Consider the following 14495-nt stretch of genomic DNA (forward strand, 5'->3'; position numbering starts at 1 on the left):
AAGCTAAATCAATTAGTTTTGTGAAAATATAATTTTAGCAATTTATGTTAGTACCATTCGAAAATCTAACCGATTCTTCAAGGGTTTGGATCTACCAGGCAAACCGATCTTTCACCAATGAAGAATTAGAAGAAATACAATCCCGTTTAGACCAATTTGTTACACAATGGACGGCCCATGGAGCCGAATTAAAAGCGGGCTACCTAATTAAATACAAACGTTTTATTGTTCTGGCGCTAGATCAGCAAATAAATGCTGCTTCCGGTTGTTCTATAGATGCTTCTGTGCATTTCATTCAACAATTGGAGAAAGATTATAACGTAGATCTTTTAGATAAAATGAATGTCTCCTATAAACAAGGTGAATTTGTGGCCTATAAAAGCTTATCAGATTTTAGGAAAATGGCCAAACAAAAGGCAGTTTCTCCTAAAACAATAGTCTTTAATAATTTGGTAAACAATAAAGCTGAATTTCTTTCAGATTGGGAAGTTCCTGCTGCAGAAAGTTGGCATAAGCGTTTTCTTAATTGATGAAACCTACATCTAGCCCGAAAATCTTACTTACCACCTGTTTTATTTTTGTCTTCTCTGTGCTATCGGCGCAAAATAATCCTTTGTTCACCACAGATGTGGAGGCTCAAAAAAAATGGGTAGATAGCGTATATAACTCATTGAGCCTTCAGGAGAAAATTGGTCAATTATTTATGATAAGTGTTTCTTCCGGAAGTGGTGAAACTTATATTGAACAAGCCAGGAAATATGTCGAAGAAGGAAATATTGGCGGGGTTATTTTTTCTAAAGGTGGGCCTTTAAGACAGGCTAAATTAACAAATGAGTTTCAGGAAATTGCCAAAACCCCACTGCTTATTGGGATGGATGCCGAATGGGGCCTGGCCATGCGCCTTGATTCTACTTTTGCGCTTCCCTGGAATATGACCCTGGGTGCTATTCAGAATAATAAATTAATTGAAGATGCCGGAGCTTCGATTTCCCGTAATACCAGGCGTTTAGGTGTACACATTAATTTTGCCCCGGTGGTAGATATTAATACCAATTCCAAAAATCCGATTATTGGAAACCGAAGTTTTGGAGAAAATAAAATAAATGTAGCTGAAAAATCCCTTGCTTTTATGCGAGGAATGCATCAGGAAGGGATTTTATCAAGTGCCAAACATTTCCCGGGTCACGGAGATACAGATGCAGATTCCCATAAAATATTACCTACAATTCCTTATTCCAAAGAACGATTGGAGAATATAGAGTTGTACCCTTATTACCCTTTAATTGCACACGGCCTATCCAGTGTAATGGTAGGGCATTTAAACGTGCCGGCGCTTCAGGAAAATAGGAATACGCCATCTTCACTTTCAAAAGCAATAATAACAGATCTTTTAAAAGATCAAATGAATTTTAACGGACTTGTTTTTACCGATGCTTTAAATATGAAAGGTCTTACAAGCAATACCGAACCGGGAGATGCCGAATTAAGGGCCTTTTTAGCCGGTAATGATATGCTTTTAATGCCAGAAAGACTTGAAGTGGCATCAGAAGTATTAATTAATGCTTTTAAGAATAATATTATCACCTCTGAAAGATTGGCACATTCGGTTAAAAAGATACTTCAGGCAAAGTATAAAGTCGGCTTATCTGAGAAAAAAATGGTTCAGGAAAACTTTCTTTCAGAAGAACTCAATACCGTAAGGGATGAAGCTTTACTTGAAAGACTTTTTGAGAACGCTTTAAGCCTAATAAAAAACAACAAAGGTATTTTACCTGTTAAAGAACTTGCCAATACCAGGATTGCCTATGTTAATTTTGGGGATGCCAACGGAAGTCCTTTTTTAAAAGAGCTTAGGAAATATGCAAATGTAGATTGGGTTTCAGCAGTTCACCTCAATGACTTGCAAAATAAACTTACTAGCTATGATTTGGTTATTTTAGGTTATCATAAATCTAATAATAATCCCTGGGCTTCTTATAAATTTTCGGCAGCAGAGCTACATTGGATTCACCAAATAGCCAAAAAAAATAAAACAATCCTTAGCCTGTTTTCGAGTCCGTATGCTTTAAGCGATTTTAGAGGTTTACAGGAATTGGAAGGTATTTTGGTAAACTATCAAAATCACCCGGTAGCACAGCAAAAAGCTGCGCAGTTAATATTTGGAGCCATTGGGGCAAAAGGAAAACTTCCCGTAAGTATTGGCGATAATTTTCCCGAAGGAACCGGTTACCATACAAAAAGTATCCAAAGACTTTCTTATGGTTTACCGGAAAGTGTTGGTTTAAACTCTAACGAATTAAGCAGAATAGACGATATTATAACGGAAGCCATTGATAAAAAAATGACGCCCGGAGCCCAAATTTTAATAGCAAGAAAAGGAAAGGTTGTTTATAATAAAAACTTTGGATATCACACTTACAATAAAAAAACTCCGGTTTCAGACACTTCAATTTACGATCTGGCTTCTTTAACAAAGATACTGGCAACCCTGCCCTTAATTATGGAACAGGAAGAAAATGGAATTGTGAGTTTTGATACAAAATTAGAGGAGATGATGCCTGTCTTTAAAAATTCTAATAAAGCCAATATTAGATTGCAGGATATGTTAATGCATTATGCCAGGTTAAAATCATGGATTCCCTTTCATATAAATACCATAGATAGAAAAACCAGGTTACCCTCTAAAGAATATTTTCAAAAAACGCCTTCTGCTAATTTTAGCACAAAAGTGGCTAATGAGATGTACCTTAGAAATGATATGAAAGATAGTATCATTACTATTATAAGGGATAGTGAGCTAGAAAGAAGATTGGATTACAAATACAGTGATCTACCTTTCCATATTCTTAAATATTATTTAGAAGGCTATTATAATAAATCTTTACATGAACTTACCCAGGAGAAAATCTATAAACCATTGGGAGCTACACATACCGGGTATTTGCCAACAACCAAATTTCCTTTGGAACAAATAGTTCCTACCGAGATAGATAAACTTTGGCGAAGACAGCTCATTCAAGGGGTAGTACATGACCAGGGGGCAGCTCTACAGGGAGGTGTTGGTGGACACGCAGGCCTATTTAGCAATGCCAACGATGTTGCCAAAATAATGCATGTTTTTTTGAATAAAGGGATTTATGGCGGCACAGAATATTTTAAGGCTGAAACCATTTCTAAATTTAATACCTGTTATTATTGTGATCAGGATGTAAGGCGTGGCGTTGGTTTCGACAAACCACAACTGGGAACCTCAGGCCCAACCTGTAATTGTCTTTCTATGGAAAGTTTTGGGCATAGTGGTTTTACCGGTACATTTGCCTGGGCAGACCCTGAAGAAGAAATTGTTTATGTATTTTTGTCTAATAGAACCTTTCCCGATGCGACTAATAGAACATTAATAAGGGAAGATGTAAGATCAAGAATACAGAAAGTGATTTATGAGGCTATAGATTTCTAAGAGATAAATTTTTAAAGTCTAAAGATCCTCGAAAAGTCTTCAAGCTTTGTTTAACTTAATGTCAAAACCAATCGGCTTTGTAAAATATCTCATTTGCCGAATAAACCATCTCAAAATTTAATTTTGGGTTGATTTCATAGAAGAATTATTTTTGTTTCGAAGCAGGCTTCGGGGCATTTAAATCTCGATAATCGAGCAAATTATACTTAATGAAAATAGCCATTGTTTGTTATCCTACCTTTGGTGGTAGTGGAGTGGTAGCTACAGAGCTAGGGTTGGCCCTTGCTAAACGCGGTCACGAAATACATTTTGTTACCTACAGTCAACCTGTTCGTTTAGACCAGTTGTCGGGCAATGTACGATTCCATGAAGTACACGTTCCAGAATACCCGCTTTTCCATTACCAACCTTACGAACTCGCTTTAAGCAGTAAACTGGTAAATGTGGTAAAACAATTCAATATAGAGCTGTTGCATGTGCATTATGCTATTCCGCATGCCTATGCCGGATATATGGCTAAAAAAATGCTTGCAGAAGAAGGCATTAACCTACCTATGGTTACCACGCTTCATGGTACAGATATTACGTTGGTAGGGAATCATCCGTTCTATAAGCCGGCGGTAACCTTTAGCATTAACAATAGTGATGTGGTAACTTCAGTATCTAATAGTTTAAAAGAAGACACCTTAAAATTCTTTAAAATTAAAAATGAAATAAAGGTTGTACCAAACTTTATAGACTGTAGTAAATATGATAAAAAAGAATTCACAGATTGCCAGCGGGAAATGATGGCCGAGAAAAAGGAAAAAATAATTACCCATATTAGTAACTTTAGAAAAGTTAAGCGAATAGATGATGTAATTAAAATCTTTTACAAGATCCAGAAGAGGATTGACGCTAAGCTAATGATGGTAGGGGAAGGCCCCGAAAAAGAAGCGGCTGAAGATTTGGTAGACGAACTAAATATTTCAGACAAAGTGATGTTTTTAGGGCAAAGCCATGAAATAGATAAAATTCTATGCTTTTCAGATTTATTTTTATTGCCTTCAGAAAAAGAGAGCTTTGGGCTTTCGGCTTTAGAAGCTATGGTTAATGGTGTTGCTGTTGTCTCTACAAATACCGGAGGTTTGCCAGAGGTTAATATAGATGGCGTTTCAGGTTATTTAAGTAATGTGGGCGATGTGGAAGAAATGGCTTCCAGGTCTTTAAAAATCCTGGAGAATGATGAAACCCTGGAAAGCTTTAAACAAGGAGCCCGCAAAGTTGCCGAAAAATTTGATATACAAAATATAGTGCCACTTTATGAAGATATTTATAAGAAGGCCTTACAACAAACTGTGGTATAAAAAAAGAGGCCGATTTAAATCGGCCTCTTTTTGATTTCTATCCTTTTGTGTAAAGTGCCTCCTGGTAAACCAGAGAGGTGTTAAATATATTCTATCCAGTAAATACTAGAATTGGTACCTTACCCCAAGTGCTATATCGGGAGAGAAAGGATTTAAAACATCATTATCACTGTATAAACCAAATTCTGGTCTAAAATCTAGAGAAAGTAGTAAAGGAATATCAAAGTTATATTCTAAACCAATGTCCCCTGCAAGAAAAAGGTAAGTTCCATCGTCACCATCTCTGTCATTAAAACGGGTATCATCAACTCCTAAAAGTCCGGCACCGGCACCTACATACCAGTTAAATCCTCCTTCTATATTCCAAACCCACTGGTAAAGTCCGGTAAGTTTAAAAGCATCATAAGCGCTGTTATCTCTCCAACCTAAATCCAATTCTAAACGATTGTTGTTAGTTCCCAGTGCTCGTTGATAAGAAATTTCAGCACCTACACCGTCACCACCACCAAATCTAAGACCTATTGCGTTATCAGAAATACTTTGCGCTTCAGCTTGATTATAAAACGTGGCACCGATTACAAAAACGGCAAGTAAAATTAATTTTTTCATGATTAGCTTTTTTTAATATCGTGGGCAAATTTAAATGTTAAAACAAGATATAAAACGAATCATACGCCAATCTATTGTTAATATTGCTTAAAAATCTGTTAAGTGACTTTGGGAGAATTTCTCTATTTTTATCCACAATTATGAAAGCAAAACTTCACCAATTAGCGCAGGAAATTGAGGGTCAGTTATATGACGATAAAATGTGGCGCTCAATGTATGCAACCGATGCCTCTGTATATCGCGAAATACCTTTAGCTGTATGTTACCCAAAGAACGAAGAGGATTTAAAAACACTTATAAAATTTGCAAGAAACAATAGTACTTCACTAATTCCAAGAACTGCGGGAACCTCTCTGGCAGGACAATGTGTAGGTGACGGAATTGTAGTAGATGTCTCTAAACATTTTACACGAATTTTTCAGGTAGATGAGCAAGCTAAAACGGTAAGTTTGCAACCCGGGGTAATTCGCGACGATTTAAATAGGTATTTAAATCAATTTAATTTGTTTTTTGGCCCCAATACATCAACTTCCAACCGTTGTATGATTGGGGGTATGGTAGGAAACAATTCTAGTGGCACCACCTCTATTAAGTATGGCACAACTAGGGAAAAACTGGTTTCCTTAAAGACAATTTTAAGCGATGGTACCGAAGCTGAGTTTAGGGATATTTCAAAGGAAGAGTTTCAGGAAAAGTTAAAGTTAAAGAACCTGGAAGGTGATATTTACCGAAAGATAAATGAACAACTATCTTCTGAGGAAAATAAAAAAGAACTTATAGCTAAATTCCCTCCTAAGAGCTTACATAGAAGAAATACCGGTTACGCCATAGACGAATTGCTCTATGCCAATGTTTTTTCTGAAGATTCTAACGAGCCATTAAACCTTTGCAAATTGCTTTGCGGAAGTGAAGGTACTTTAGCCTTTACAACCGAAATCACCCTGAAGCTAGATGAGCTTCAACCGCCTCAATCGGCGATGATTGCAGCACACTTTGATAGCATAGAGAATTGTATGCAAGCCGTTGTTCCGGTTATGAAGCACTCGCTGTTTACATGTGAAATGATGGATAAAACCATCTTAGATTGCACAAAACAAAACTTAAAATATAAGGAAAACCGGTTTTTTATTGAAGGTGATCCAAAGGCGATATTAATGCTGGAAATTAGGGCAAATACCGCTGAAGAAGTATTACAGCAAAGCCAGCAGGTTTTAGATACGCTAAAAAATGCCAAATTAAGTTATGCTTACCCCATTTTAATGGGCGAGCAGATAGAATTGGCGATGGAATTAAGAAAAGCCGGCCTCGGACTTCTGGGTAATATCGTAGGAGATAAAAAAGCCGTAGCCTGTATAGAAGATACCGCAGTCGCAATTCCCTATTTGGCCGATTATATCTCAGAATTCGCCCAAATTATGAATAGCTATGGCCAGGATGCCGTGTATTACGCACACGCCGGTGCCGGAGAAATTCATCTACGTCCAATTTTAAATTTAAAGAAATCGGAAGATGTAAAACTCTTTAGAAGTATTACTACCGATGTGGCTAAACTGGTAAAAAAATACAATGGTTCTTTAAGTGGCGAACACGGAGATGGTAGGGTAAGGGCTGAATTTATTGAAATGATGATTGGTTCGCATAACTACGAATTACTTCGCGATATTAAATTCACTTTTGACCCGCATAATATTTTTAACCCGGGAAAAATAACAGATACCGCTCCTATGGATACTTCCCTGAGATATGAAGTAGATAGGAAGGAACCCGAGATTTCTACGCTTATGGATTTTTCGGAAGCGGAGGGTATTTTAAAACTTTCTGAAAAATGTAATGGTAGTGGCGATTGTAGAAAATCGGTTGAAGCGGGAGGTACAATGTGCCCAAGTTATCGTGCTACCAAAGATGAAAAAGATACCACGCGTGCCCGGGCAAATACATTACGGGAATTTTTAACTAATTCAGATAAAAACAATAGGTTTAACCACGAGGAAATAAAAAACGCTTTCGATCTTTGCATTAGTTGTAAGGGCTGTAAAAGCGAATGTCCTTCCAGTGTAGATGTAGCTGCTTTAAAAGCCGAATTTCAGTATCAATATCAAAAAGAGAATGGTAAGAGCTTTAGGAATAAAGCATTTGCCAATAATGCTAAAATGAATGCTTTGGCGTCTAAAACACCGGGACTTGCCAACTTTTTCTTCAAAAATGGGATAACATCAGGTTTAGCTAAAAAAATAATGGGGGTCGCCCCGGAAAGAAGTCTACCTGTTTTGGCTAAAACAAGCCTCTCAAATTATTATTTAAAAAATAAAGAACGCTTTCAAATTAAAAACCCAATTAAAACTGTTTATGTCTTTAATGATGAGTTTACAAATTTTCTGGATTCAGAAATAGGAATTGATGCGTTGGAGCTACTTTACAAGCTTAATTACAGGATAGAAATTATAAAGCACGAAGAAAGTGGCAGGAGTCATATTTCAAAAGGATTTTTAGAAGAAGCAAAGGTTTTTGCCAACAAAAACATAGCTATTTTTAAAGATCTAATATCTGAAAATACGCCATTAATTGGTGTTGAGCCATCGGCTATTTTAACTTTTCGGGATGAATATTTGAGACTGGCCAATGATAAAGAGGAAGCGGAAAAATTGGCAGGCAATACTTTTATCATCGAAGAATTTCTAAAAAAGGAAATTTCTCTGGGTAATATACGTTCAGAGCAGTTTACTTCAGAAGAAAAAACGATAAAAATACATGGACATTGCCACCAAAAAGCATTGTCTAATACTGCGGTGAGTTTTGATATACTTAATCTTCCAAAAAACTTTAAAGTGAGTATAATCCCATCAGGATGTTGTGGGATGGCAGGTTCTTTCGGTTATGAGAAAGAACATTATGAGGTAAGTATGAGTATAGGGGAGCAAAGCTTATTCCCCGCAGTGAGAAAAGCCGATCAACAAACGCTAATTTCAGCTAACGGAACAAGTTGTAGGCATCAGATATTTGATGGAACAAAACGCCAGGCAAAGCACCCGGTGAGTATTTTAAAGGAGGCTTTGGTTTAATCTCTCTTCAAAATAGTTACAGCCGCTACCAGATGTTTTGGTAGCGGTTTTAAATTTTTGAAATAGGTAAGGTTCCATTTTTCATTTTCGTACTCAAGTGCACTAAGATTTTCTACCCAATCGCCCGAGTTTAAATATAGGCAGGTTCCTTTTTTGGTAGTTTTTCTTATAATTTTAGGTTGGTGAATATGGCCGCATATCACATATTTGTATCCTTGCTCAATAGCCAGATCTGAGACTGTTTTTTCAAAACTAGCTATAAATTTCCCGGCATTTTTAACACTGTTTTTAATCTTTTTAGAGAGAGAATATTTCTTTTTACCCATCTTTAGTAGAATATGGTTCAATAATCGGTTCACTAAAATCAATAAATCGTAACCCCAGCCACCAAGTTTAGCGATCCATTTTGCATTTTGAATTCCGGCATCAAAAACATCACCGTGAAAAAACCAGGCTTCCTTCCCATCTAAGTTTAAAACTAATTTATCGGTAATTTGTAGTTTTCCAATTTGTGTATCACTAAATTTTCTTAAAAACTCGTCGTGATTCCCCGTGATATAGACAACCTCTGTTCCCTGACTATTAAGATCAATAATCTTTTTAATTACTTCTAAATGTGATTTTGGGAAGTAACTTTTTCTAAATTGCCAAATGTCAATAAAATCTCCGTTAAGAATAAGTTTTTTAGGTTGAATGCTTTCCAGGTATTCGCAAAGCTCTGCCGCATGAGCACCAAAAGTACCCAAATGAACATCTGATATTACTACTATTTCTGGTTTTCTCTTTTTAAGCAATGTGATGTATATCTTTGCATACAAATAACCAAAAAACAGTAGTTTATTAGCTTCAATTAATTTTATAGAATATTTACCAAATCATTAATATGTGAGTTATTTGTTATGTTAATATTAATGAAGATACATTTTTAAATATTGGCTGAAAAAATTACATTTGTTCAAAATCAAAAAAATGGCAGGAAATTCCTTCGGAAAACTATTTAAACTTACCACATTTGGAGAGTCTCACGGAGAGGCAATTGGCGGAATTATAGACGGATGTCCTGCGGGAATTCAGTTAGATACAGAAAAAATACAAACTGAACTTAACAGAAGAAAGCCTGGACAATCGGCTATTGTAACACAAAGAAAGGAACCAGATACCGTAGAGTTCTATTCCGGGATTTTTGAAGGAAAAACTACGGGTACTCCTATTGGCTTTGTTATTAAAAATGCCAATCAAAAATCTAAAGACTATTCGCATATAAAAGATACATATCGTCCCAGTCACGCCGATTATACCTATGATGAAAAATATGGCGTACGTGACTATAGGGGAGGCGGCAGGTCTTCGGCGCGGGAAACTGCTTGTAGGGTAGTGGCCGGTGCTATAGCAAAACAATTTTTGCATGGCCTGGAATTTACCGCTTATACAGCTTCGGTAGGAAAAATAGGCTTGGAAAAAGATATAAAAGACCTTGATTTATCCCTTATTGAAACCAATGCGGTGCGATGTCCTGATCCTGATTCAGCAGCGAAAATGGAGGCTTATATAAAAGAGATTAAAAAAGACGGCGATACTGTTGGAGGAACCGTACAATGTGTGATTAAAAACGTTCCAAAAGGATTGGGAGAACCTGTTTTTGACAAGCTTCATGCAGAGCTGGGTAAAGCAATGCTTTCTATAAATGCCGTTAAGGGCTTCGAATATGGTAGCGGGTTCGAAGGTACCACCATGAAAGGTAGCGAACATAACGATCTCTTTAATGAAGACGGAAGTACCCAAACGAACCTAAGTGGTGGAATACAGGGCGGAATTTCTAACGGGATGGATATTTATTTTAATGTAGCTTTTAAACCCGTGGCTACTATTATGCAAAAACAAGAAACTATAAACAAACAAGGAGAAAATGTTGAGATGCAGGGAAGAGGAAGACACGATCCCTGTGTGGTACCAAGAGCTGTGCCTATTGTAGAAGCTATGGCAGCACTGGTAATAGCCGATTATTTCCTTCAGAATAAAAGTTCAAAAATTTAATCGATTTAAATCCTGAAATTTATATCCCATGAAGAAACTTGCACTGCACTGGCAGATTTTATTAGGAATGGCAGCAGGGGTTGTATTTGCTCTAATTCTTACCAATTTTAATTGGGGAGCACAGTTTATTGAAGACTGGATAAAACCTTTTGGTAATATTTTTATAAATGCCCTTAAACTTATTGCAGTGCCGCTTATTTTGGCCTCTTTAATAAAAGGAATTTCCGATCTCAAAGATATTTCAAAGCTTTCTAAAATGGGAGCACGTACTATTGGTATTTATATTTTTACCACGATAATAGCGGTTTCTATAGGTCTAACTATGGTGAACCTTATTAAACCGGGAAATGCCATTACTGCCGAAACCCAACAGGATTTAATTACAAGTTACGAAGGAGACGCATCTGGTATAAAAGCCAACGCCGATAAACAAAGAGAATCTGGCCCTTTACAGGCTCTAGAAGATATTGTGCCCAATAATATTTTTGCCGCTGCAGGTGATAATGCTAATATGCTACAGGTTATTTTCTTCGCAATTTTCTTTGGTATAGGACTTATACTTATCCCCGAAAAAACAGCAAAACCGGTAAAGGATTTTTTTGATGGTTTTAATGAAGTAATTTTAAAAATGATTGATTTAATAATGCTAACGGCCCCTTATGGTGTATTTGCATTATTAGCCGCTTTGGTAGTAGAGTCACCAAGCACCGATTTATTTGCAGCCCTTGCCATGTATGGTGTTACTGTACTTTCTGGATTGGCCTTAATGATTGGTTTTTATATTTTACTTGTATGGATAGTTACCAAAAACAAACCCTCTTTTTTTATTAATGGTATTTCCCCTGCCCAATTGCTGGCTTTTTCTACCAGTTCCAGTGCAGCTACACTACCGGTTACTATGGAAAGGGTAGAGGAGCATATGGGGGTTAGCCCCGAGGTTTCCAGTTTTGTGCTACCTATTGGTGCCACTATAAATATGGATGGTACAAGTCTTTACCAGGCCGTTGCTGCAGTTTTTATTGCACAGGCGTTTGGAATGGATCTTAGCTTTGCTGCACAACTTGGAATTATTGCAACAGCTACATTAGCTTCTATTGGTTCTGCAGCCGTGCCCGGAGCAGGAATGGTAATGTTGGTAATTGTACTGGCACAAGCCGGAATCCCGGAAGCAGGACTAGCACTTATTTTTGCCGTAGACCGGCCTCTGGATATGTGCCGAACCACCGTAAATGTTACGGGAGATGCTGCGGTTTCACTTATGGTAGCAAAATCTGTAAATAAAATGGGACCACCTAATGTAAAAGAATGGGATGATAACTATCACCCAAAGAGTAAAGAAGCTAAGGCCAATGTAGAGGAAGAGGAAAAAGTTTAATCAAGAAACTTAGCCTTTAATTCGGGGGTTGGTATCATGCAAGATTCTTTTTTGCCATACCATTTGTAGCGATTATTTGCTATAAAATTGTAAATACTGTCTCGTAGGCCTTCGGGTATAAAGAGCAGATTTTTAAGAAAAGAATAGCCGCCGGAAAGTTCCCTTGAAATTTCGAGGGCAGCGGTAGATTTTCTGTAATAAGCCACTCCCGGATCAATTAAGATTATAGAATCCAGTTCTTCAGGATCCATTCCTCGTTCTGCAACCAGTTTTTTACCCAGTTCACTTTGCAAAGAGGCAAAGCGAAATATATCTTTTTTATCGTGTTTGATTATAAAAGTAACTGCCCCGTTACATAAGTTACAGACGCCATCAAAAAGGATGATTTTTTTATCTTTTGGTAATTCCATATTATTTCTTTTTCATTGCCTGTACTAACTCCAGTTTATCTACATCTACTTGCGTAGTAAACATCCCATAGTTAACCGTGGCTTTTCCTTTTTCTATTTTATCCAGGGTTCCTACAGAACGGCTATCTTTTAATCTAACCCTATCACCAATTTTAGGATCTACCTTTGGCTTGTTGGCTTCCTGTCTCTCTTTCTCTGAAATCTTGGCCTTTTCCTCTTTTTTCTTCTTCCTTATAACCGAAACCTTTTTCTTTACTTCCTGCTGTACTTTCTTCTCTTTCTCCTTCTGTATTTTTCGCTGTTTAGCCGATTCTTTTTTTCGTTTAGAGTTTTCTATTTCCACAAATTTCAGAAATTCGCCAATAAGCTCTTTTTTCTTTTTATTCTGAAAATATTTCTCACTTAATTCGTTCACTTTTTGCCCCATGTAAATAAGTCGCTGGTTACTATCATATAATTCCTGATAGCTTTCCAGTTTTTGCTGAATCCTGGAGTTGGTTTCTTCAAGCTTATCTTTTTCCTGAGCAGCCTTTAGCTCTTTTGTTTTTAAAGAATCTGTTGTTTTTTGAAGTTTTGAACGTTCTTTTTGCAGCTTGGCAATACTTCTGTCAAACCTTATTTTACCTTTTTCTACCTTTTTTCGGGAGCGGTTAATAAGACTATATGGAATTCCATTTTTTTGGGCTACTTCAAAAGTAAACGAACTGCCGGCCTCACCAACCTGAAGTTTAAAAATTGGCTCTAAACTACTGGAATCAAAAAGCATATTGGCATTGCTCATATTTGGCATTTCATTGGCCAGCTTCTTTAAATTGGCGTAATGCGTAGTTAAAATACCAAAAGATTCCTTTTCGTAGAAAACTTCAAGAAAAGTTTCAGCCAGGGCACCACCAAGTTCAGGGTCACTTCCTGTTCCAAATTCATCGATTAAAAAAAGGGTCCTATCATCGCATTTCCGAAGAAAATAATTCATATTTTTCAATCGGTAGCTATACGTGCTCAGATGGTTTTCAATAGATTGGTTGTCTCCAATATCGGTAAGTATTTTTTCAAAAAGACACATTCTACTGTATTCGTGCACCGGTATTAAAATTCCGCTTTGCAACATAACCTGTAACAGGCCTACAGTTTTTAAAGTAATACTTTTTCCTCCTGCATTAGGACCGGAAATAACAATAATTCTATTATCTTTTGAAAGCTCAATACTTTGCGGAAAAGTTTTATCCCCTTTTTTCTTATTGCTTAAATAGAGTAGTGGATGATAGGCATCCTTAAGCTGAATTTCCCGCTCTTTTGTGATTTTTGGAAGTAAACCATTAATCTTTTCAGCATATTTGGCTTTGGCGGCAATAACATCTATTTCACAAAGTAACTCCTGATAATCTATTAAAAGAGGTTTAAAGGGCCTTATTTTATTAGTTAATTCCTTTAGAATTCTCTTTATTTCCTCTTTTTCTTCATACTCAAGATTATTGAGTTCACGGGTATACTGGTAGGTGGCTTCCGGCTGAATGTAAACAATACTTCCGGTTTTGGAATTTCCCAATATTCCACCTTTAACTTTACGCCGGTGCATAGCACTTACGGCCAAAACCCTTACATTTTCTACCACACTCTCCCTAATTTCATCCAAATATCCATAAGAATGATAGGTGCTAAGCGCTTTTGAAAAACTTGAATTAATTTGCCCTTTAACCGAGTTAATAGATCGTCTAAGCGACTGTAATAAAGGAGAGGCATCATCCTTTAATTCCCCAAATTTATCGATTACACGTCCAATATTTTCTACAATCTCTGTTGTATATTCTATTTCTGAAGTAGTCTTGTATAAACTAGGGTAATATTCTTCAAATTTTCGAAAAAATTTAATATGCGTATTTACAGTTTCAGAAAGGTTAGATATTTTCCTGAAACTTCCTACCTCCAAAATAGAATCTTCAATTTCTAAAGTACGAAGTTCATTTTTTATAGTTTCGAAACCGTGATTTGGTATTCTGCTTTCCCTGGTTTTAGAGCTAACATATTCGTTGGTTTGGTGAAGTCCAAAAATAGTCGCGTTTCCCGTTTTATACGGTTTAAGTTTTAAAGCTTTTTCCTTGCCCGGTCCTGTAATGCACAAGTCTGAAATTTGTTGGCAAACAACAGGAAACTCAAGGTCTATAAGGCTTTTTGGTGCAATTTTAATCATAAATAAATTTCCCTACT

Annotated in this window: 10 protein-coding genes; 6 read left to right on the plus strand and 4 right to left on the minus strand. The window is 36.7% G+C overall.

Annotation, left to right across the window (positions count from 1 at the left end; all coding sequences use genetic code 11):
• The first annotated feature begins 44 nt into the window (after positions 1-44).
• The 3 genes from GUB10_RS00610 to bshA all read left to right on the plus strand — a co-directional run bounded on the left by GUB10_RS00610 (position 45) and on the right by bshA (position 4803).
• Complete coding sequence (locus GUB10_RS00610) at positions 45-530, plus strand: ABC transporter ATPase (protein WP_193709509.1); 486 nt, start codon at positions 45-47, stop codon at positions 528-530.
• Positions 530-3457, plus strand: coding sequence for a glycoside hydrolase family 3 N-terminal domain-containing protein (locus GUB10_RS00615; RefSeq protein ID WP_193709510.1), 2928 nt, complete (start codon positions 530-532; stop codon positions 3455-3457). The genes GUB10_RS00610 and GUB10_RS00615 overlap by 1 nt, the downstream gene beginning before the upstream one ends.
• Before the next feature lie 209 nt (positions 3458-3666).
• Positions 3667-4803: an N-acetyl-alpha-D-glucosaminyl L-malate synthase BshA gene (bshA, locus tag GUB10_RS00620; protein WP_193709511.1), complete on the plus strand. Its 1137-nt coding sequence runs from the start codon at positions 3667-3669 to the stop codon at positions 4801-4803.
• 105 nt (positions 4804-4908) lie between these two features.
• Here bshA and GUB10_RS00625 read toward each other — a convergent pair whose 3' ends face one another.
• Positions 4909-5412: a hypothetical protein gene (locus tag GUB10_RS00625; RefSeq protein ID WP_193709512.1), complete on the minus strand. Its 504-nt coding sequence runs from the start codon at positions 5410-5412 to the stop codon at positions 4909-4911.
• A gap of 140 nt (positions 5413-5552) precedes the next feature.
• Between GUB10_RS00625 and GUB10_RS00630 the strand changes: the two genes are divergently transcribed.
• Positions 5553-8471 (plus strand): FAD-binding and (Fe-S)-binding domain-containing protein, encoded by a 2919-nt coding sequence (locus GUB10_RS00630; protein ID WP_193709513.1) that lies wholly within the window; start codon positions 5553-5555, stop codon positions 8469-8471.
• On the opposite strand, the gene GUB10_RS00635 is transcribed toward GUB10_RS00630, so the two are convergent.
• Complete coding sequence (locus GUB10_RS00635) at positions 8468-9265, minus strand: UDP-2,3-diacylglucosamine diphosphatase (RefSeq protein WP_193709514.1); 798 nt, start codon at positions 9263-9265, stop codon at positions 8468-8470. The genes GUB10_RS00630 and GUB10_RS00635 overlap by 4 nt on opposite strands.
• Positions 9266-9440: 175 nt before the next feature.
• Between GUB10_RS00635 and aroC the strand changes: the two genes are divergently transcribed.
• Entirely contained in the window at positions 9441-10505 is a 1065-nt protein-coding gene (gene aroC / locus GUB10_RS00640) for a chorismate synthase (protein ID WP_193709515.1), read from the plus strand.
• A 28-nt stretch (positions 10506-10533) separates the two neighbouring features.
• Positions 10534-11880: a dicarboxylate/amino acid:cation symporter gene (locus GUB10_RS00645; protein WP_193709516.1), complete on the plus strand. Its 1347-nt coding sequence runs from the start codon at positions 10534-10536 to the stop codon at positions 11878-11880.
• On the opposite strand, the gene GUB10_RS00650 is transcribed toward GUB10_RS00645, so the two are convergent.
• Complete coding sequence (locus GUB10_RS00650) at positions 11877-12290, minus strand: thiol-disulfide oxidoreductase DCC family protein (RefSeq protein WP_193709517.1); 414 nt, start codon at positions 12288-12290, stop codon at positions 11877-11879. The two genes, GUB10_RS00645 and GUB10_RS00650, sit on opposite strands and share 4 nt — an antisense overlap.
• 1 nt (position 12291) lies before the next feature.
• On the minus strand, positions 12292-14478 hold the full coding sequence (locus GUB10_RS00655; RefSeq protein ID WP_193709518.1) for a DNA mismatch repair protein MutS: 2187 nt from the start codon (positions 14476-14478) through the stop codon (positions 12292-12294).
• Positions 14479-14495 lie beyond the last annotated feature (17 nt).

Source organism: Salegentibacter sp. BLCTC (assembly GCF_015143665.1).
Lineage (GTDB): Bacteria > Bacteroidota > Bacteroidia > Flavobacteriales > Flavobacteriaceae > Salegentibacter > Salegentibacter maritimus.